At 34.4% G+C, this 17,148-nt stretch carries 28 protein-coding genes and 4 tRNA genes; 28 read left to right on the top strand and 4 right to left on the bottom strand.

The window, feature by feature from the left end; genetic code table 11:
* Positions 1–380: 380 nt before the first annotated feature.
* Both ACQH1V_RS02625 and ACQH1V_RS02620 read right to left on the bottom strand, forming a co-directional pair.
* Positions 381–457: transfer RNA gene (locus ACQH1V_RS02625), tRNA-Arg, on the bottom strand.
* A gap of 195 nt (positions 458–652) precedes the next feature.
* Positions 653–775 (bottom strand): hypothetical protein, encoded by a 123-nt coding sequence (locus ACQH1V_RS02620; protein ID WP_425360701.1) that lies wholly within the window; start codon positions 773–775, stop codon positions 653–655.
* A 191-nt stretch (positions 776–966) separates the two neighbouring features.
* Between ACQH1V_RS02620 and ACQH1V_RS02615 the strand changes: the two genes are divergently transcribed.
* Together ACQH1V_RS02615 and ACQH1V_RS02610 are read left to right on the top strand one after the other, a co-directional pair.
* Positions 967–1,052 (top strand) — tRNA-Leu (locus ACQH1V_RS02615).
* A gap of 26 nt (positions 1,053–1,078) precedes the next feature.
* A complete protein-coding gene (locus ACQH1V_RS02610; protein ID WP_425360700.1) occupies positions 1,079–1,651 on the top strand; it encodes a NifU family protein in 573 nt (190 codons plus the stop codon).
* 312 nt (positions 1,652–1,963) lie between these two features.
* Here the strand turns inward: ACQH1V_RS02610 and rlmB are convergent, their stop codons facing one another.
* A complete protein-coding gene (gene rlmB, locus ACQH1V_RS02605; RefSeq protein WP_094648883.1) occupies positions 1,964–2,695 on the bottom strand; it encodes a 23S rRNA (guanosine(2251)-2'-O)-methyltransferase RlmB in 732 nt (243 codons plus the stop codon).
* Positions 2,696–2,980: 285 nt separating this feature from the next.
* On the opposite strand from rlmB, the gene ACQH1V_RS02600 reads away from it, so the two are divergent.
* The 14 genes from ACQH1V_RS02600 to rpsQ all read left to right on the top strand — a co-directional run bounded on the left by ACQH1V_RS02600 (position 2,981) and on the right by rpsQ (position 9,498).
* Positions 2,981–3,066 (top strand) — tRNA-Tyr (locus tag ACQH1V_RS02600).
* Between the two features lie 21 nt (positions 3,067–3,087).
* Positions 3,088–3,161, top strand: a tRNA-Gly gene (locus ACQH1V_RS02595).
* A gap of 85 nt (positions 3,162–3,246) precedes the next feature.
* The gene (gene tuf, locus ACQH1V_RS02590) at positions 3,247–4,431 is read left to right on the top strand and encodes an elongation factor Tu (protein WP_341749203.1); all 1,185 of its coding nucleotides are present in this window, start codon (positions 3,247–3,249) and stop codon (positions 4,429–4,431) included.
* 168 nt (positions 4,432–4,599) lie between these two features.
* Complete coding sequence (gene rpsJ, locus ACQH1V_RS02585) at positions 4,600–4,923, top strand: 30S ribosomal protein S10 (RefSeq protein ID WP_094648885.1); 324 nt, start codon at positions 4,600–4,602, stop codon at positions 4,921–4,923.
* A complete protein-coding gene (gene rplC / locus ACQH1V_RS02580; RefSeq protein ID WP_341749202.1) occupies positions 4,923–5,573 on the top strand; it encodes a 50S ribosomal protein L3 in 651 nt (216 codons plus the stop codon). Before rpsJ ends, rplC begins: the two co-directional genes overlap by 1 nt.
* 5 nt (positions 5,574–5,578) lie before the next feature.
* Complete coding sequence (gene rplD / locus ACQH1V_RS02575; protein WP_425360699.1) at positions 5,579–6,202, top strand: 50S ribosomal protein L4; 624 nt, start codon at positions 5,579–5,581, stop codon at positions 6,200–6,202.
* Positions 6,199–6,495: a 50S ribosomal protein L23 gene (locus tag ACQH1V_RS02570; protein WP_425360698.1), complete on the top strand. Its 297-nt coding sequence runs from the start codon at positions 6,199–6,201 to the stop codon at positions 6,493–6,495. Before rplD ends, ACQH1V_RS02570 begins: the two co-directional genes overlap by 4 nt.
* Before the next feature lies 1 nt (position 6,496).
* On the top strand, positions 6,497–7,318 hold the full coding sequence (gene rplB, locus ACQH1V_RS02565; protein WP_094648889.1) for a 50S ribosomal protein L2: 822 nt from the start codon (positions 6,497–6,499) through the stop codon (positions 7,316–7,318).
* A 13-nt stretch (positions 7,319–7,331) separates the two neighbouring features.
* Positions 7,332–7,610 carry a 30S ribosomal protein S19 gene (rpsS, locus tag ACQH1V_RS02560; RefSeq protein ID WP_094648890.1) on the top strand — a complete coding sequence of 93 codons (279 nt, stop codon included), beginning with the start codon at positions 7,332–7,334 and terminating at the stop codon, positions 7,608–7,610.
* Between the two features lie 2 nt (positions 7,611–7,612).
* The gene (gene rplV, locus ACQH1V_RS02555; protein ID WP_094648891.1) at positions 7,613–7,972 is read left to right on the top strand and encodes a 50S ribosomal protein L22; all 360 of its coding nucleotides are present in this window, start codon (positions 7,613–7,615) and stop codon (positions 7,970–7,972) included.
* Positions 7,973–7,975: 3 nt separating this feature from the next.
* Positions 7,976–8,632 (top strand): 30S ribosomal protein S3, encoded by a 657-nt coding sequence (gene rpsC / locus ACQH1V_RS02550; protein WP_094648892.1) that lies wholly within the window; start codon positions 7,976–7,978, stop codon positions 8,630–8,632.
* A gap of 15 nt (positions 8,633–8,647) precedes the next feature.
* Positions 8,648–9,058: a 50S ribosomal protein L16 gene (rplP, locus tag ACQH1V_RS02545; protein WP_094648893.1), complete on the top strand. Its 411-nt coding sequence runs from the start codon at positions 8,648–8,650 to the stop codon at positions 9,056–9,058.
* Positions 9,051–9,263: a 50S ribosomal protein L29 gene (gene rpmC, locus ACQH1V_RS02540; protein ID WP_094648894.1), complete on the top strand. Its 213-nt coding sequence runs from the start codon at positions 9,051–9,053 to the stop codon at positions 9,261–9,263. Before rplP ends, rpmC begins: the two co-directional genes overlap by 8 nt.
* Before the next feature lie 4 nt (positions 9,264–9,267).
* Complete coding sequence (rpsQ, locus tag ACQH1V_RS02535; protein ID WP_094648895.1) at positions 9,268–9,498, top strand: 30S ribosomal protein S17; 231 nt, start codon at positions 9,268–9,270, stop codon at positions 9,496–9,498.
* A 37-nt stretch (positions 9,499–9,535) separates the two neighbouring features.
* On the opposite strand, the gene ACQH1V_RS02530 is transcribed toward rpsQ, so the two are convergent.
* Positions 9,536–9,739, bottom strand: coding sequence for a hypothetical protein (locus ACQH1V_RS02530; protein ID WP_133062920.1), 204 nt, complete (start codon positions 9,737–9,739; stop codon positions 9,536–9,538).
* A 27-nt stretch (positions 9,740–9,766) separates the two neighbouring features.
* Here ACQH1V_RS02530 and rplN point away from each other — a divergent pair, with 27 nt between their 5' ends.
* From rplN to ACQH1V_RS02470, 12 genes are all read left to right on the top strand, one after another.
* A complete protein-coding gene (gene rplN / locus ACQH1V_RS02525; protein ID WP_094648896.1) occupies positions 9,767–10,135 on the top strand; it encodes a 50S ribosomal protein L14 in 369 nt (122 codons plus the stop codon).
* On the top strand, positions 10,135–10,464 hold the full coding sequence (rplX, locus tag ACQH1V_RS02520) for a 50S ribosomal protein L24 (RefSeq protein WP_094648897.1): 330 nt from the start codon (positions 10,135–10,137) through the stop codon (positions 10,462–10,464). Before rplN ends, rplX begins: the two co-directional genes overlap by 1 nt.
* Complete coding sequence (gene rplE / locus ACQH1V_RS02515; protein WP_425360697.1) at positions 10,464–11,006, top strand: 50S ribosomal protein L5; 543 nt, start codon at positions 10,464–10,466, stop codon at positions 11,004–11,006. The genes rplX and rplE overlap by 1 nt, the downstream gene beginning before the upstream one ends.
* A gap of 16 nt (positions 11,007–11,022) precedes the next feature.
* Complete coding sequence (gene rpsN, locus ACQH1V_RS02510) at positions 11,023–11,328, top strand: 30S ribosomal protein S14 (protein ID WP_341759454.1); 306 nt, start codon at positions 11,023–11,025, stop codon at positions 11,326–11,328.
* Positions 11,329–11,344: 16 nt separating this feature from the next.
* Positions 11,345–11,743, top strand: coding sequence for a 30S ribosomal protein S8 (gene rpsH, locus ACQH1V_RS02505; protein WP_094648899.1), 399 nt, complete (start codon positions 11,345–11,347; stop codon positions 11,741–11,743).
* A 9-nt stretch (positions 11,744–11,752) separates the two neighbouring features.
* Positions 11,753–12,286, top strand: coding sequence for a 50S ribosomal protein L6 (gene rplF / locus ACQH1V_RS02500; RefSeq protein WP_341749199.1), 534 nt, complete (start codon positions 11,753–11,755; stop codon positions 12,284–12,286).
* Between the two features lie 23 nt (positions 12,287–12,309).
* Complete coding sequence (gene rplR / locus ACQH1V_RS02495) at positions 12,310–12,666, top strand: 50S ribosomal protein L18 (RefSeq protein ID WP_425360696.1); 357 nt, start codon at positions 12,310–12,312, stop codon at positions 12,664–12,666.
* A 15-nt stretch (positions 12,667–12,681) separates the two neighbouring features.
* Positions 12,682–13,224, top strand: coding sequence for a 30S ribosomal protein S5 (rpsE, locus tag ACQH1V_RS02490; protein ID WP_094648902.1), 543 nt, complete (start codon positions 12,682–12,684; stop codon positions 13,222–13,224).
* A gap of 313 nt (positions 13,225–13,537) precedes the next feature.
* The gene (gene rpmD / locus ACQH1V_RS02485; RefSeq protein ID WP_375330537.1) at positions 13,538–13,726 is read left to right on the top strand and encodes a 50S ribosomal protein L30; all 189 of its coding nucleotides are present in this window, start codon (positions 13,538–13,540) and stop codon (positions 13,724–13,726) included.
* Between the two features lie 10 nt (positions 13,727–13,736).
* A complete protein-coding gene (gene rplO / locus ACQH1V_RS02480; RefSeq protein ID WP_425360695.1) occupies positions 13,737–14,192 on the top strand; it encodes a 50S ribosomal protein L15 in 456 nt (151 codons plus the stop codon).
* A 3-nt stretch (positions 14,193–14,195) separates the two neighbouring features.
* The gene (secY, locus tag ACQH1V_RS02475; RefSeq protein WP_425360694.1) at positions 14,196–15,497 is read left to right on the top strand and encodes a preprotein translocase subunit SecY; all 1,302 of its coding nucleotides are present in this window, start codon (positions 14,196–14,198) and stop codon (positions 15,495–15,497) included.
* Positions 15,498–15,667: 170 nt separating this feature from the next.
* The gene (locus ACQH1V_RS02470) at positions 15,668–16,714 is read left to right on the top strand and encodes an IS110 family transposase (RefSeq protein ID WP_425360001.1); all 1,047 of its coding nucleotides are present in this window, start codon (positions 15,668–15,670) and stop codon (positions 16,712–16,714) included.
* Positions 16,715–17,148: the final 434 nt, after the last annotated feature.

Genomic DNA, 17,148 nt, shown 5'->3' with positions numbered 1-17,148 from the left:
ACCTAACTCTTTTTCGAAAAAATGATAGCCTTCTTGTAATTCTTCTGATAGTTTATCTTTTTGATAAATCTGTAGGCGAGAAACTATTAAAGATAGAAGTTGACGAGAAGTTTTACTTAATTGCTTACCACAATTATTAGTAAGGTTTCGCCATTCAGGTGGGACGAAATTACCGACTATATTATAAAAGATAGTATCGGAATTTTCAGCTAAACCGCCGGAAAAAATTAACGATTCTGTCATATTCCCTCCCCGTGAAAAACGGTCAAAAACAGACTGTTTTGTAGGTTAAGTATGGGGAGTTTTGGTGGGAAACCAAAATAAAACCAAAATAAAAATGCTTTTGAGAAATTGAAAAATCCTGTAAGCCTTGAGAAGTCTGGCGCACCCGGAGGGAGTCGAACCCCCAACCTTATGATCCGTAGTCATATACTCTATCCAATTGAGCTACGGGTGCCTTATATCATGCCTTGTGCTGGAGTTTGGATGACATTATTGTGCTTATTTTTATAAGTGTCTAAAAAGTGAAATCTTTAAGAAAGACCACAATATATCCTTAAACTTCTATTATGTCAATATCATATAGTACTTAACACATAGGTTCGTACATTAATTTTAACATTCTGTACTTGTCTAATATGTTATTAGATGCTTATTGATCTAAATTAACATCTGTTAAGTTAATATTATAGTCAATTGATGAGAAGTTGTGGGCGTCGTTTCTCATCGCTCGCCTATTACTTATAGGCGTCGCTCCATCGTTCCTGCTACCCAATTCCCCTGAATTGACTATACTGCATTTTACATTTTGAATTTATAATTCTGGTAATTTATAAAAACACTTGCTTTTTAATGTTTTTTTTATTAGTCTGTGCAATCCTAGCATAATCTACATGAATTTGGAATAGCAAGTTACTCCAATATGTATTAGTTGTGTAAGCAATTAGGATTGAACTAACTTACCTTGCCCGCGTGATGGAATGGTAGACATAACGGACTTAAAATCCGTGGGGTGCAAGCCCTTGCCAGTTCAAGTCTGGCCGCGGGTACCATTTATTTTTTATCAAGGAAGATGTATATGTTTATTCAAACTGAAATTACTCCTAATCCTAATGCGATAAAATTTTTTCCTAATATACCCATTAGCCCTAATCAACCTTTTCATTTTAGTAATCTTGATGAGGCAAAAGGTAAAAGCAGTTTGGTAGTTCAATTATTCGGTGTAAATAACATAAAATCGGTGTTTCTTGGTAGTGACTTTATTACTATTACTAAGGAAGAAGAAAGTGATTGGCTGGTTTTAAAACCTGAAATTTTGATGATTATGATGGATCATTTTACTTCTGGTTTTACTGTGTTTGATGTGCAAAATAATATATCTATTGACAAATCTAGTGTAAATAATTTGGACGAGATGTCTGAAATCGAACAGCAGATTATAGAAATTATTGAAACACGTGTACGTCCTTCGGTTGCCATGGATGGAGGTGATATAATATATCGAGGATTTGAAAATGGGGTGGTAAAATTAGAGCTTCGCGGAGCTTGCCATGGCTGTCCTAGTTCGAGTATTACTTTAAAAAATGGTATTGAGTCAATGCTTAAGCACTTTATTCCTGAGGTGGCATCGGTTGAAGCTGTAGAAGATTAAGATATTAGTTATGCAGTATAGAGATAAGTAATTAATCAGTTATAGTCAATTGATGAGAAGTTGGTGACGTCGTCGCTCAATGCTCGTCTATTACTTATAGGCGTAGCTCCATCGTTCCTAGCACCAAATTTTCCTGAATTAACTATATCGCAGGCAGTTTCCTAGCGTCATGGCGAAAAGGCTTAAGCCAAGAAGCAATCCATTCCTGGTCATTCTTTGGATTGCTTCGTCGACCTTACGATCTCCTCGCAATGACGCTTGGTGACAAGATTTTTTATTCATCATAAAAAATAGTAGAAAAAATGTAGGGTACTATCTTATTAATGAAGTCAAGTAAAACAATATTGCCGCAGCATTTGAAACATTTAGGCTTTCTACCTTACTGGAAATTGGGATTTTAACCAGATAATCGCATTGTTCTTTAACTAGCCGCCTTATTCCTTTATCTTCAGACCCAAGTATTATTGCCATTTTATCTGAAAATATTTTATTATCTAAGGATTGGGTTGCTTTGCCATCCAGACCAATAATCCAAAACCCATGTTTCTTTAGATATTCTATTGACCGCCTTAAATTAGTTACCTTAACCATTTGTACTAGTTCCAAAGCTCCAGAAGCTGTTTTTGCTATAGTGGCATTTTCATCTGGGGCATTATCGGCGGGTAATATTATGGCTGTGATACCAAAAGAAGCCGCACTACGAATAATAGCGCCAATATTTTGTGGATCGGTTACTTGATCTAAAATAGCTACTTTACAATTGGCAGTAGTTATGTCAATATCTTCAATATGATTAGAGAAAATGCTTTTAACGTTAGCGGCTATTCCTTGATGATTATGATTTGCACCAAGAAGACGGGTTAGGGAATCTGTATTGGTAATCTCATATTGATGGTTAGATATTAAATTTTTGTTCAAATTAAAAATATCTTCTGTACAGAAAACTCTTTGAATATAACGCTTGGGGTTACTTAAAGCTGCAAGTACTGGATGTTTCCCATATAGGTAGTAGAAATCTTTGGAAATATTAGATTTATTTATCATCTTATTAGAACCTATAGTAATTTATTCTTGACACAAACTACTATTTATTATAGAAAGTTACAACTAGATAAACGTTCTAAGTTGTTGTAAATTTTAATAGAAACTATTTGTATAGGTTTTTATCTATACTTTTATTATTTATTGATTTGCATCAAATATATAAGTTTAATATTAGCTTATCTAAAAGGCTCAAGAAAATGGCAAAGAAGATTTGTTGGCACTTACAGTAAATTTATGTTGTGCTTTACTTTTAATTAGGCTATTTAATGCTTGCGTAAATTCTTTGGAGGAATGGTCGAGTGGTCAATGGCAGCGGACTGTAAATCCGCCCGCGTGAGCGTACGAAGGTTCGAATCCTTCTTCCTCCACCACAGATTGGTTAGGTGAAATACGCGGGTGTAGCTCAATGGTAGAGCTCCAGCCTTCCAAGCTGGCCACGTGGGTTCGATTCCCATCACCCGCTCCAAAATATTGGTGTTAATTGGAAATTGGATAAATTTGTTGTTTTTATTGTTAAATTTGTATAAATCTTAAATTGTGGAGAATGAATTATGGCAAAGGTAAAATTTGAGAGGGATCTGCCCCATTGTAATGTAGGTACTATAGGACACGTAGATCATGGGAAAACTTCTTTAACAGCTGCAATAACTTTAGTATTGTCAAAAGAAGGTGGTGCTAAGGCTACTAACTATGATGAAATTGATGCTGCTCCGGAAGAAAAAGAAAGGGGTATAACTATTGCTACTGCTCACGTTGAGTATAAAACTAAAAAAAGGCATTATGCTCATATTGACTGTCCTGGACACGCAGACTTTATAAAGAATATGATTAGTGGTGCAGCCCAAATGGATGCTGGAATATTGGTAGTATCTGCTTGTGATGGTCCAATGCCTCAAACAAGGGAGCATATATTGCTTGCTAAGCAAGTAGGTGTGCCTACAATGGTTGTCTTCTTGAATAAAGTTGATATGGTTGATGATCCAGAATTAGTTGATTTAGTAGAAATGGAAGTCAGAGAGCTTCTGTCAATGTATGGTTTTCCTGGAGATGATATACCAGTTATCAGGGGTTCAGCTTTGCAGGCTTTAGAAGGAAAGCCTGAAGGAGAAGCTGCAATTAAAGAATTGATGAATGCTATTGATGAATATATACCACAACCAAAGAGAGATACAGATAAACCATTCTTAATGCCAATAGAAGATGTCTTTTCTATTTCTGGAAGAGGTACAGTTGTTACTGGTAAAATTGAGAAAGGTGTAGTAAAAGTTGGTGAAGAGGTAGAAATTGTTGGTATAAGAGATACTCAAAAAACTACTTGTACTGGTGTGGAAATGTTTAAGAAACTATTGGATCAAGGTGAAGCTGGTGATAATGTTGGTATATTGCTACGTGGAACTAAAAGAGAAGATGTGTGTAGAGGACAAGTATTAGCTAAGCCTGGTAGTATAACTCCGCATACTGAATTTGAAGCTGAGGTTTATGTGCTTACCACTAAAGAAGGTGGTCGTCATACAGCGTTTACCGATAAGTATCGTCCACAGTTTTATTTTAGAACTACTGACGTGACTGGGGAGATTGCTTTAAAAGATGGTAAAACGATGGTTATGCCAGGTGATAATGCGAATCTAAATATTACCCTGATTTCTCCAATAGCTATGGAAGAAGGTGTCCGTTTTGCTATACGTGAAGGTGGTAAGACAGTAGGAGCTGGTGTAGTATCAAAGATTATAAAATAACAGAGGAGTAATCATCTTAAAATAATTTAAGATGATTACTTTTTTTTAATGGCTAGGCAAAATACGTTTAATTGAACTTGCCTCAAGTTATGTTTACAAAAAATTTGAGCAAGTCTGTTAAAGAAGCGTATTTTGGATGGTCGGGCTGTTTATAAAAAGGTTTAGTTAATGAAAAATAATCAAAAAATTAAAATTCGTCTAAAGTCATTTGATCACCGTTCGCTTGAGCAAGGTACTAGAGAGATAGTAGGGGCTGTTAAAAGAACTGGTGCAGATATAATTGGTCCAATTCCGCTTCCAAGGACAATTGAAAGATTTACCGTTAATAGGTCTCCACATGTCAATAAAAAATCAAGGGAGCAATTTGAGATTAGAATTCAGAAAAGGCTTTTAATAATAAGTTATCCAACCCCTCAGACTGTTGATGCTTTAAAGAAAGTTGATTTGCCTGCTGGTGTTGATGTTGAGATTAAGTTAGAGAGTATTGAGTGATGAGAACCGGTTTAATCGCTAAAAAAATTGGCATGAGTTCAATTTTTAATGAAAAGGGAGAGAGAACTACCGTTACTTTTCTGCAAGTTGAAGATTGTCAAGTAGTGGGACAAAAGACCCAAGAAAGGGATGGTTATAACGCCTTGGTTGTTGGGGTAAAGGATAAGAAATTATCTAAAGTAACAAAGCCAATGAGGCAAGTATTTGCTAATGCTAACGTTGCACCAAAACAAAAATTGAAGGAATTCAGAATTTCTGCTTCTTTTTTCATTGATATAGGTTCTACATTGCGAGTTGATCATTTTGTTGTTGGGCAGTTTGTAGATGTTGTAGGTACTACTATTGGTAAAGGTTTTGCTGGTAGTATGAAGAGGCACAATTTTAGAGGGCTTGAAGCTTCACATGGTGTATCTGTGTCTCATCGTTCACATGGTTCTACTGGTGGTAGACAAGACCCTGGTAAGGTATTTAAGAATAAGAAAATGGCCGGACACATGGGGAGTACAAGAGTTACTATTCAGAACTTGAAGATAGTTGATACTAATATAGAAAAAGGTATAATCATAGTTAGTGGTAATGTCCCAGGCTCGAAAGGATCTTATGTCTACATTAAGGATGCTATTAAGAAAACCATTACAGCTGCAGGATAAACTATATGAAAGCTAAATTATTAAATCTTGAAAATGAAGTTGTTGGTGAGGTTGATTTAGATCATGAAGTATTTGCCATAGACTTTGTTAGACAAGATATTATCAAGCTTGTTGTTGATTGGCAAAGAGCGAAAGCTATGGCTGGTACACATCAAACGAAGACAGTATCGCAAGTATCTGGTACTACAAAGAAACCTTTTAAGCAAAAAGGTACCGGTAATGCAAGGCAGGGGTCTTTAAGATCTGTACAAATGAGGGGCGGTGGGGTTTCTCACGGTTCAGTAGTAAGGAGTCATGCTACAAAATTACCAAAGAAAGTTAGAAAACTTGGTTTAAAACATGCATTGTCAGAAAAATTGACAGAAGGGAAATTGTTAATATTAGATTCTTTAAAATTAGATGAATCAAAAACTTCTAATCTTGCAAAATTATTAAATAATTTTCATGGTAAGAGTTATTTTATTGTTAGTGGTAATGAAGTTGATACTAATTTTTCTTTGGCAGTACAAAATATTCCTAATACTATTTCGGTACCACAAATTGGTACAAATGTTTATGATATAATACGCCATGATTATGTTTTGTTATCAAGAGAAGCTGTAGATGCTTTAGAAAAGAGGTTGAAGTGAAATCTTATAAACATTATGATCTTATTAGGAATCCTGTGATCACTGAGAAGAGCAATATTTTATCTGAACAAAATAAGTTTACTTTTCATGTTGCTGATAGTGCTGAAAAGGCTTCTATCAAGACAGCTATTGAGAAAATTTTTGAGGTTAAGGTTAAAAAAGTTAACATCATGAATGTAAAAGGTAAGAAAAAGAGATTCAAAGGTGTTAACGGTAGACAATCAGATAAAAAGAAAGCTATCGTGACACTAGAAAAAGATTATACTATTGATTTTACTGGGGGTATTAAATAAAATGGCTTTAAAAAAGTTTAATCCAGTTACTCCATCTCTTAGAGAATTAATACAGGTTGATAAATCTGATCTTTGGAAAGGTAAACCTCATAAACCTTTGACTAAAGGTTTATGTAAGACTGGTGGTAGAAATAATCTTGGTAGAACCACTTCTTGGCATAGAGGAGGGGGGCATAAAAGGCTTTATCGTATAATTGATTTTAAAAGAAATAAGCAAGATATATTCGCTACAGTTGAAAGAATAGAGTATGATCCTAATAGAACTTCTTTCATTGCTTTGATTAAATTTGATGATGGTGAGTATTCTTATATTATAGCACCACAAAAGCTTGTTGTAGGCGATAGAATAGTGTCAAGCGATAATGCTGACATAAAAGTTGGAAATTGTTTATCTTTGAAATCTATCCCTATTGGGACTACTTTGCATAATGTGGAAATGAAAATTGGCAAAGGTGGTCAGATTGCAAGATCGGCGGGGACTTCGGTTAATTTAGTAGGTAAGGATTCGGGTTATGCTCAGATCAAACTTCGGTCTGGAGAATTTAGGTTGGTGCCGTTAGATTGTAAAGCTACGGTGGGTGTTGTCTCAAATCCCGATCAAAAAAATACAAATTTGGGTAAGGCTGGAAGAAATAGATGGTTAGGTTGGAGACCGCATGTTCGTGGTGTTGCAATGAACCCAGTTGATCACCCACATGGTGGTGGAGAGGGAAAAACTTCTGGTGGTCGTCATCCGGTGACTCCATGGGGCTTCCCAACTAAGGGTAAGAAAACCCGTAAGAATAAGTCTACATCAAAGTTTATTATTAAGAGAAGAAAATAATTAGGTAGTAATTATGGCACGTTCAGTTTGGAAGGGACCTTTTGTAGATGGTTATCTGATAAAAAAAGTACAAAAATTGATTGAGTCCGGTAAATCAGAAATGATTCAGACTTGGTCTAGGAGGTCAACAATTTTACCATTTTTTGTTGGAGTAACATTTGCTGTGCATAATGGAAATAAATTTATACCTGTCACTGTTAGTGAAGAAATGGTTGGTAAAAAATTAGGTGAATTTTCTCCAACTAGAACTTTCCATGGTCATGGGGCAGATAAAAAAGTTAAGAGAAAATAAATATGGTAAAGGTGAATAAAGGTTCGACTACAGCAATTGCTAAGTCTCTTAGAGTGAGTCCAAGAAAATTGAATTTGGTTGCAACTTCTATTAGGAATATGAAAGTATCGGAAGCTATGGTTCAGCTTACCTTTTCCCCGAAAAGAATTGCTAAAGATGTAAAAAAATGTTTACAGTCTGCTGTTGCTAATGCTGAGAATAACTTTGGTTTAGATATTGATGCGTTGTTTGTTACTTCTGCAACGGTAGGTAAGGCATTGGTAATGAAAAGAATTATGCCAAGAGCTAAAGGAAGAGCAACAAGGATTAATAAATTTTTTAGTAATTTATATATTACAGTTACTGAAGTTGAGGGGAAGTAAAATATGGGGCAAAAAGTTAATCCGCATGGCTTTAGAGTTGGTCCAACATTAATTAAAGGTTGGGACTCGGTGTTATATGCTGAAAAGCAGTATAAAGTTCTTTTTATTCAAGATTTAGAGGTTAGAAATCTGATTAATAAAAACTATATGCAAGCACAAGTTAGTAGAGTGTTAATAGAAAGACCTTCTAATAAAAGTGTTATAATTAATATTTTTGCTAAAAAGCCTGGTGTTATTATAGGTAAAAGTGGTAACGACATTGATAAATTAAAAAAACATGTCCAAAAAATTACCTGTTTAGAAGAAATATATATTAACATACATGAAGTAAAGAAACCTAATATAGACGCTACTATTATTGCTCAAACGATTGCTGTACAGCTTGAAAAAAGAGTGTCTTTTAGAAAAGCTATGAAAACTGCTATCCAAGCTTGCTTTAAGCAAGGAGGGTTAGGTATAAAAGTGGCTTGTTCTGGACGTTTGGCTGGAGCTGAAATAGCGAGAACAGAGTGGTATAGAGAAGGTAGAGTGCCTTTGCATACTTTGAGAGCTGATATTGACTATGCGACTGCTGAAGCTATGACAACTTATGGAGTTATAGGTATAAAGATTTGGGTCTATAGGGGTGATCATGTGGAAAATAGAAAGAAACATAATTAATTTTGAAGTAAGATAATGTTAGCTCCAAAAAAACAAAAATTTAGAAAAGCACATAAAGGAAGAGTTTCCTCAAAGGCAAAATCTGGTACTATGCTAGCTTTTGGTTCTTTTGGCTTGAAGTCATTGGATGGCTTAAGGGTTACTGCAAGGCAAATAGAGGCTGCAAGAAAGGCAGCTGTTCGTTGTATGAAAAGGCAGGGTAGGTTATGGATTAAGATTTTTCCTGATTTGCCTGTGTCAAAGAAGCCGGCGGAAGTTAGAATGGGTAAAGGAAAAGGCTCTACTGAATTTTTTGCAGTAAGGGTATCACCTGGCAGAATTATGTTTGAAATTGAAGGGGTTACAGATGATGTAGCTACCAGGGCACTTGAGCTTGCTAGTGCCAAATTGCCTGTAAGAACAAGGATAGTGAGGCGTTATGAGTAAATTGGGGTTATCACCAAAGGAGTTGGTTGGACAAACCATGGAGGAACTCCACGAAAAAAGAATTTTGTTTAAAAAAGAGCTTTTTAATCTAAGGTTTCAAAAAACTTTAGGTGAATTAGAAAATACTAGTAGGTTTTCTTTTGTAAAAAAAACAATAGCTCGTATTAATACAGAATTAACCACAAGATCAAAAACTGGAGAATAGAGAAATGCCGAAAAGAGTGTTGCAGGGCGTTGTTGTAAGTTCAAAAACAGATAAAACTATTACGGTTAAAGTGGAGCGTAGGTTTAAGCATCCTATGTATAAAAAAATTGTAAAAGTTTCTAAGAAATACGCTGCTCATGATCCAGAAAATACGTATAAGGATGGTGATAAGGTTAGTATAGTTGAAAGTCGCCCTATATCTAAGACTAAGTCTTGGGTGGTATTAGGGGTATAAATATACCTCTTTAATGCTAGGAGGTTGCCTGCGATAATTAATTAGTTATCGCGGGCAGCCTCTTAGGGTTAGTTATTATTTTGTTGGTAAATCTGTTTTCGTATGTATTTCCGTACGTTACGGTTCTTTGCTTATGGTAATGTTTATAAATATGCTTATTAGAAAAATATTCTAGAAAATCTAAAAGAAAGGTAGTTTTTATCCTTTGACTTTGTTGTTTAGATTGTTTATCTTGTGGCATTATTAAATTCTCAAGTGGGAGTAAGTTATGATTCAGATGCAGAGCATCTTAGATGTTGCTGATAATTCTGGTGCTAAAAAAGTTATGTGTATTAAAGTGCTTGGTGGTTCACACCGCATGATAGCATACCTTGCAGATTTCTTTGTGGTCTCTGTAAAAGAAGCGTCACCAAATGGCAAAGTAAAGAAAGGTGAGATATATATGGCGTTGCTTGTTAGATCAAAGAAGGGTGTTAGAAGAGCAGATGGTAGTACAATTAAATTTGATTCCAATGCAGTAGTACTTTTGAATAAACAGGGAGAGCCGATAGGTACGAGGGTTTTTGGTCCTGTAACTAGAGAATTAAGGGCAAAAAAATTCGTTAAGATTATGTCGCTGGCAGAAGAGGTATTGTAATGGTTAAGTTAAAAATCAAGAAAGGTGATGAAGTTATTGTTATCACCGGAAAAAATAAGGGAAAAAAGGGTAAAGTGTTAAAAGTTTTCCCAGAACAGAATAGAGCCATTGTTTCAGGGGTAAATATTGCACGCAAGCATGTTAAGCCAAGTAAAGCAAGTGAAGGTGGCATAGTTTCAAAGGAATTATCAATACATATATCCAATGTTGCTCATGTAGACCCTAAGACAGGTACTGGTACAAAAATTGCTTTTAAATTTCTAGATGATGGTTCTAAAGTAAGAGTAGCTAAGAAGTCTGGTGAAATTATCAGTAAGGAAGGTAAGTAATGTTGTTCAGGTTTAAAGATTTATACGGTAAAGAGATTGTCCCAAGCTTACAAAAAAAGTTTGCTTATGATAATAAACATCAGATACCTAAGGTTATAAAAATTGTTGTTAATATGGGAGTTGGTGAAACGGTTGCTGATTCTAAAATAATTAATCATGCTGTTAATGATCTAACTTTAATTTCAGGGCAAAAGCCTTTGGTAACTGAGGCAAAGAAGTCTATTGCTACTTTTAAACTTCGTGAAGGTATGAAAGTTGGTTGCAAAGTTACTTTGCGTAAAGATAGAATGTATGATTTTCTTGAAAGGCTAGTACTTGTTGCTCTACCACGTATAAAAGAGTTTAGAGGCTTTTCAAGTAAAAGTTTTGATGGTAGAGGTAATTTTACTTTTGGGATAAAAGAGCAAATTGTTTTTCCAGAGATTAATTACGATAAGATAGATGTAATTCGTGGTATGGATATTACGATTGTTACAAGTGCTACAAATAATGAAGAGGGTAAATCATTACTTTCAGGCTTTAATTTGCCTTTTTATAATTAATTTTTGAAGAAAGAAGATGGCTAAAGTAAGTTCTATAAAAAAGAATAATAGAAGAAGAAAGATGGCACAAAGTTTGTATAATAAGCGTGCTAAGTTAAGAGACAAGATTTACGACAAAAACTTATCTTTAGAAGAGAGATTTTCGCTAGTGATGGTTCTGGCTAAGTTACCTAGGAATTCAGCTATGAATAGAGTTAGAAATAGGTGTGAACTTACTGGGCGTCCAAGAGGAGTGTACAGTAAATTTGGTTTATCACGAAATAAGCTGAGAGAGCTTGGTAGTAAGGGATTGGTTCCTGGTTTAGTTAAAGCAAGTTGGTAAAAAGTAGGTTTATCGTATGTCAATGACAGATAATATAGCAGATATGTTGACTAGAATTAGAAATGGTCAAAAAAGTAAATTGATGAGTATATCTCTACCTTCTTCAAAAATAAAATGTGCCATTTTGGATGTTTTAAAAAAGGAAGGTTATATCAAAGAGTATGTAGTTGTTAAGAATGATAATATAAGTCACATTGAGGTGGATTTAAAATATTCTGTTAATGGAAAACCTGCTATACGTGAAATAAATAGAGTTTCAAAACCAGGTAAGAGGATTTATTCTTCCATTGATAAATTAAAAGGATATTATAACAATATGGGTATTTATATTCTTTCTACTTCTAGAGGCGTGTTATCTGATAGAGAAGCACATAGCCAAAAGATTGGCGGTGAAGTAATTTGTAAAGTGTTTTAAGGTATAAAAATGTCACGTGTTGGAAAATTGCCAGTCCCTGTACCTGAAGGGGTAAAAGTTGAGCTTGATGGGTTGAAAGTCAATGTTGTCGGTCCTAAGGGAGAATTATCAAAGACTTTTGCCGGTAATATAGCAATTTCATTGCAAGATAATCAGCTTGTTGTTAAACCATTAGCAGAGACTAAAAGTGCTAGGTCGATGTGGGGTACGGCACGAAGTATAATAAATGGTATGATGAAAGGTGTTAGTGAAGGTTTTACAGAGGAGCTTGAAATAAATGGTGTTGGTTATAAGGCTTTGGTGAAAGATAAATATTTAAACTTAATGCTCGCTAAAAGTCATAATACTAAAATCGAGATACCTCAGAATATAAAAGTTACCGCTCCTAAACAGAATCAGATTATATTGCAAAGTGTTGATAAAGAAAAACTGGGTCAGTTTATATCAATTATTATAAAGCAGAGACCGCCTGAGCCATATAAGGGTAAAGGTATTAAACGTAAGGGGCAGTATGTTCAAAGAAAAGAAGGTAAGAAAAACTAAAATTTAAGGGTTAAAAGTTAAGTATGCGTAGTTCAAAGTTAAGATTTGAGACAAGAAAGGCTAGAGTACGGTCTAAGATATCAAGGGTATCAAACAGAATCAGATTGTCTATTTTTAAATCTGGAAAGCATATATATGCACAAGTTATAGATGACAAACAGTCAATTACTATTGCTTCTGCTTCAACCTTGGATAAAGAAATTAGACAGTTAAAAAAATCTAGCTGTAATGTTGGTACAGCTACAAAAGTAGGTGAGTTGATAGGAGAAAGAGCATCGCTTAAAGGAGTGCAAGAGGTTGTATTTGATAAGGGTGGTTATAAATATCACGGTGTTGTTAAGGCATTGGCTGATGCAGCAAGAAAGAAAATAAATTTCTAATTTTAGGTTTAAGAAATGGCTAAAGCTAAAAAAAATATGGGTGAAGCATTAACCGAAACTTTGGTGGATGTAAACAGAGTTACTAAAGTAGTAAAAGGTGGAAGAAAATTCTCTTTTTCTGCTTGTATTGTAGCTGGTGACAAATCTGGTAAGGTTGGTTATGGTCATGGTAAGGCGAAAGAGGTAACAGAGGCTAGAGCTAAGGCTACCCAAGAAGCAAGGAAAGATATGATTAGGGTTCCTCTTTATCAGAGTAGAACCATTCACCATGATGTTATTGGTAAAAGTGGAGCAGCAAAGGTCATTTTAAGAAGAGCTAAGGCGGGTACTGGTGTTATTGCTGGTGGTGCTATGAGGGCTATTTTTGATTCTTTAGGGGTTCATGATATTGTTGCTAAATCTTTAGGGTCTAGTAATGTATATGCAATGATTGCTGCGACTTTTGATGCGTTATCTCAACTTTCTTCTCCAAAGAATATTGCTGAAAGGAGAGGGAAGAACTTAAATGAGATATCGACTCAGTCTATAAAAGGGCAACAAGAAGTAATATCAGAATAATTTGAGCTATATTCTTTAGGGGGCTGATAAAAAGATATCGCAATTGTGGAAGACCAGTGAAATCTGGGATGAGGCGAATCAAACTGGGCTATTATTGAGCAGTCACTTAGAGTGAGTTATTTTAGTGACAGGAAGCATTATAGTTAATTCAGAAGGAGTTGGTGCTAGGAGCGATGCCTATAAGTAATAGGCGAGCGGTGAGTGATGACGTCACCAACTTTTCATCAATTGACTATAGCTATAGTTTCTTGTTAAAGTAATGTTATAAGTAATAATTGGGTTGTAGAAATCTATGAATAGTGATAAAGAAAAAATGAATGATGCAAAAGTTAAAGTTACCCAAATTGGTAGTACTATAGGTCGTAAATATGATCAAGAAGAAACCTTGATAGGCTTGGGTTTAAATAAAATGCATAAATCTGTTATTTTAAAAGATACAAGCTCTATTAGAGGGATGATCAGAAAGGTACAACATTTATTAAAAGTAGAAAATATAAATTAGAGTTTATAAAATGAAGTTAAATGAGTTATCTAACAATTTTGGTGCCAAGAGAGATAAAAAAAGGGTAGGACGCGGTATTGGGTGCGGTAAAGGCAAAACATGCGGTAGAGGTGTTAAGGGTCAAAAATCTAGATCTGGTGTAGCTATCAAGGGTTTTGAAGGCGGGCAGATGCCAATGATTAAAAGATTACCAAAGAGAGGGTTTAATTGTCCTAGTTCTAAGAAATATAATGTAGTGAATATTGCCGATATAGAATTTTTAATATCAGAAAGTTGTTTGAATTCAACGGAAGTTATCACAAAAGATAAGTTAGTTGAAGTAGGGTTAATTAAGAATAGTAAGTTGTTGGTTAAATTATTATCTGTTAGCAGCGGTGAATTTAATAGTCCCTTATCGTTTCAATTAGATGCTTATTCGGCATCTGCTAAAAAGATAATTGAGCAAGTTGGTGGTCAAATATTGTAATTTATGAGCTTAAAATCCACACAAAAATCTAATAAAGACTTAGCTAATAGAGTTATTTTTACTATTCTAGCTCTTATAATATGTAGATTTGGTTCATTTATTCCTATAGCGGGTATTGATTCGGTTGCGTTGAGCAGTGTGGCTGAACAAAACCAATCTGGTTTACTTGGTATGTTTAACATGCTATCTGGTGGTTCTCTAGGTAGGATGTCTATTTTTGCTTTAGCAATTATGCCATATATAACTGCATCAATTATTATTCAATTGATGTCAATAGCCTACAAGCCGTTAGAGAATTTAAAAAAAGAAGGCGAGGCTGGTAAAAGAAAAATCAATCAGTTATCTAGATATTTAACTGTTTTATTAGCTTCTTTTCAGGCGTATGGTGTGGCAATAAGTTTGGAACATGTTGTAACTAATGTTGGACCTGTAGTGATTATACCTGGGCTTTTTTTCAAGGTTACTACTGTTATTACCTTAGTTGTAGGTACCATGTTCTTAATGTGGCTTGGTGAACAGATTACTGGTAGAGGTATTGGTAATGGATCCTCATTGATTATATTTATAGGTATAGTATCTGGAGTACCAAGTGCTATTATAAGTATGTTTGAGTTGTCAAGAAGTGGAGGATTGTCTCCTATCGTGGTGATGGCTATTTGTTTAGGAGTTATTTTGATTATAGCCATGATAATTTTCTTTGAGAAGGCTCAAAGGAAAGTTTTGGTACAATATCCAAAAAGACAGGTTGGTAATAAGATTTATGGTGGTGATTCAACTCATATGCCTCTTAAGCTTAACACTGCTGGGGTAATACCACCAATATTTGCTAGTGCAATTTTATTGTTTCCGGTAACAATAGCTAATTTTTCTAGCAATAATTCGGAAATTATGAATTTAGTAACTTTCCATTTAGGGCATGGAAAACCTCTATATATTTTGTTGTATGTTGCGTTGATAATGTTTTTTAGCTTTTTTTATACAGCAATAGTTTTTAATTCAGAAGAAACAGCAAATAATTTGAGGAAATATGGGGCATATATTCCTGGAAAAAGACCTGGTAAAAATACTTCGGAATATTTTGATTATTTGCTAACTAGATTAACTGTCATAGGTGGTATATATCTAAGTTTTATATGTATAGTTCCTGAAATGTTAATGAATAAATATTCTGTATCTTTTGCTTTAGGGGGAACAAGTTTTTTAATTGTTGTTAATGTTGTTTTAGATACATTTGCCCAAATTCAAACTCATTTATTTAGCAATAGATATGAGGGGTTAATAAAAAAAATGAAATTAAAAAACTAAAACTTGATTTAGTGTCATATCTGCGTAAGCAGGTATCTAGATTTCGCACTGAAGCGGGAATGATGGTATGGACGAGTGAAGCGAAATATGCTTTACTTGTACGGAGTCAGCTGAAAAATAGTTTTCAGCTGCTCCAAATTAAATAATAATTTAATTAATAGGTCCATACCATGATAAATAATAGCATAAAAAATACTATAATAGGAATAGATTTAGCAAAAAATAGTATGCACTTGGTGCAAGTCGATCAAAATGGCAAAAAAATAGGTTACCAAAAAGTTACAAGAGATGAGTTAATAGCCTATTTAAGCAATCTCGATAAAAGTTCATTGGTAGCTATGGAGGCATGTGGAGGAGCTAATTATTGGTCACAGGAAATTGCTAAGCTTGGTTTGCAAGTCAAACTAATGAAAACAAAAGATGTAAAAGTTTATGCTACATCGAAACAGAAAAATGATTATAACGATGCGTTAGCAATATGCAAAGCGGCTCGTGATCCAGAATTAAAAACTGTGCTACTAAAAAGCAAGGAGGAACAAGATATAAAATTCTTGCATAAAATTAGAAGTAATACGATCAGAGATCGTGTGCAAAAAACTAATTCTACAATATCAAGTTTATGTGAATATGGCTATAATACAAAATTAAGTAAAAATAAATTTTGCAAATCATGTAGGCTGGAGGTAGAGTTAGCGTATAGTAAAGGTTATATAAATTCTGGGGTAAGGTCAATTTTACTTTTAGAATGTAAAGAAATTGAGGATTTATGTGACAAAGAAAAAACTTTAGAAAAGCTGATTATCAGCAATAATAAGCAAAGTGAGAAAGCTACTAGGTTGCAGACAATTTTTGGCATTGGAGCAATCAATGCTAGTTGTTTGAGTGTAGCCCCAATGGAAAGTTATCCAACCCCGAGGGATTTTGCTGCTTCGCTTGGTTTGGTACCAAAGCAACATAGCTCAGGAGATAAGATAGTTTTAGGAGGGATTACCAAACAAGGAGATAGATATGCCAGAACTATGTTGATTCAAGCCGCAAGGACAATAGCAATAAGAGCAAAAAGTGATAAGGAATCAAAAGATAAACTAGTGCAGTGGGCAGTGAAGAAATTTGCTGAAAATAAATCATATAATATTATATGTGTTGGTTTAGCAAATAAGTTAGCAAGGATTGCTTATGCAGTAGTCACCAATGGTAGCGAATATGTTGCAAATTAGTTTAGTTGGAAAAAAAGAAGAAACTATGTCAACTAAATAAAAATTGGTAATTGATAAATATTGTGAGTAAAGAATAGTAACAATAAAGAGAACGAAAGTTAAAGAGTTAATGAATAAGTATTCTGAATAAAATCCGTAATTATGTCGAGGCTCTAGAAGCCGTGGGAATGAGAGGTCACTCAAGGATATTTATAAGAATGCAGAAACCATTATGGCACTTGATGCCGAATATATGACCGCTTCCTTTGTGGCTCTATTTTTTTATTTTCTTTGTTGACAAATTCACTCGTCCATATATGACAATAGTAGCCTGGAATGATAAATTTTGCGTTTAAAGATAGATGTTGTGACTCGGATATATTCAAATTTTCAAATTTCCTTCGAACAACCTACTATTTATAAGCTTTGCAAAAAATTTGATTATTGAGTAATAG

It is taken from the genome of Candidatus Tisiphia endosymbiont of Ceraclea dissimilis, from assembly GCF_964030735.1.
GTDB lineage: Bacteria > Pseudomonadota > Alphaproteobacteria > Rickettsiales > Rickettsiaceae > Tisiphia.
Note: the sequence above shows the minus strand (reverse complement) of the source record. Positions and strands in the feature narration are given on the sequence as shown.

Excerpts from the sequence above, each read along its gene's own strand:
- ACQH1V_RS02610 (WP_425360700.1), top strand. The coding sequence starts at position 1,079 with ATGTTTATTCAAACTGAAATTACTCCTAATCCTAATGCGATAAAATTT.
- rlmB (WP_094648883.1), bottom strand. The coding sequence starts at position 2,695 with ATGATAAATAAATCTAATATTTCCAAAGATTTCTACTACCTATATGGG.
- tuf (WP_341749203.1), top strand. The coding sequence starts at position 3,247 with ATGGCAAAGGTAAAATTTGAGAGGGATCTGCCCCATTGTAATGTAGGT.
- rpsJ (WP_094648885.1), top strand. The coding sequence starts at position 4,600 with ATGAAAAATAATCAAAAAATTAAAATTCGTCTAAAGTCATTTGATCAC.
- rplC (WP_341749202.1), top strand. The coding sequence starts at position 4,923 with ATGAGAACCGGTTTAATCGCTAAAAAAATTGGCATGAGTTCAATTTTT.
- rplD (WP_425360699.1), top strand. The coding sequence starts at position 5,579 with ATGAAAGCTAAATTATTAAATCTTGAAAATGAAGTTGTTGGTGAGGTT.
- rplB (WP_094648889.1), top strand. The coding sequence starts at position 6,497 with ATGGCTTTAAAAAAGTTTAATCCAGTTACTCCATCTCTTAGAGAATTA.
- rpsS (WP_094648890.1), top strand. The coding sequence starts at position 7,332 with ATGGCACGTTCAGTTTGGAAGGGACCTTTTGTAGATGGTTATCTGATA.
- rplV (WP_094648891.1), top strand. The coding sequence starts at position 7,613 with ATGGTAAAGGTGAATAAAGGTTCGACTACAGCAATTGCTAAGTCTCTT.
- rpsC (WP_094648892.1), top strand. The coding sequence starts at position 7,976 with ATGGGGCAAAAAGTTAATCCGCATGGCTTTAGAGTTGGTCCAACATTA.
- rplP (WP_094648893.1), top strand. The coding sequence starts at position 8,648 with ATGTTAGCTCCAAAAAAACAAAAATTTAGAAAAGCACATAAAGGAAGA.
- rpmC (WP_094648894.1), top strand. The coding sequence starts at position 9,051 with ATGAGTAAATTGGGGTTATCACCAAAGGAGTTGGTTGGACAAACCATG.
- rpsQ (WP_094648895.1), top strand. The coding sequence starts at position 9,268 with ATGCCGAAAAGAGTGTTGCAGGGCGTTGTTGTAAGTTCAAAAACAGAT.
- ACQH1V_RS02530 (WP_133062920.1), bottom strand. The coding sequence starts at position 9,739 with ATGCCACAAGATAAACAATCTAAACAACAAAGTCAAAGGATAAAAACT.
- rplN (WP_094648896.1), top strand. The coding sequence starts at position 9,767 with ATGATTCAGATGCAGAGCATCTTAGATGTTGCTGATAATTCTGGTGCT.
- rplX (WP_094648897.1), top strand. The coding sequence starts at position 10,135 with ATGGTTAAGTTAAAAATCAAGAAAGGTGATGAAGTTATTGTTATCACC.
- rplE (WP_425360697.1), top strand. The coding sequence starts at position 10,464 with ATGTTGTTCAGGTTTAAAGATTTATACGGTAAAGAGATTGTCCCAAGC.
- rpsN (WP_341759454.1), top strand. The coding sequence starts at position 11,023 with ATGGCTAAAGTAAGTTCTATAAAAAAGAATAATAGAAGAAGAAAGATG.
- rpsH (WP_094648899.1), top strand. The coding sequence starts at position 11,345 with ATGTCAATGACAGATAATATAGCAGATATGTTGACTAGAATTAGAAAT.
- rplF (WP_341749199.1), top strand. The coding sequence starts at position 11,753 with ATGTCACGTGTTGGAAAATTGCCAGTCCCTGTACCTGAAGGGGTAAAA.
- rplR (WP_425360696.1), top strand. The coding sequence starts at position 12,310 with ATGCGTAGTTCAAAGTTAAGATTTGAGACAAGAAAGGCTAGAGTACGG.
- rpsE (WP_094648902.1), top strand. The coding sequence starts at position 12,682 with ATGGCTAAAGCTAAAAAAAATATGGGTGAAGCATTAACCGAAACTTTG.
- rpmD (WP_375330537.1), top strand. The coding sequence starts at position 13,538 with ATGAATGATGCAAAAGTTAAAGTTACCCAAATTGGTAGTACTATAGGT.
- rplO (WP_425360695.1), top strand. The coding sequence starts at position 13,737 with ATGAAGTTAAATGAGTTATCTAACAATTTTGGTGCCAAGAGAGATAAA.
- secY (WP_425360694.1), top strand. The coding sequence starts at position 14,196 with ATGAGCTTAAAATCCACACAAAAATCTAATAAAGACTTAGCTAATAGA.
- ACQH1V_RS02470 (WP_425360001.1), top strand. The coding sequence starts at position 15,668 with ATGATAAATAATAGCATAAAAAATACTATAATAGGAATAGATTTAGCA.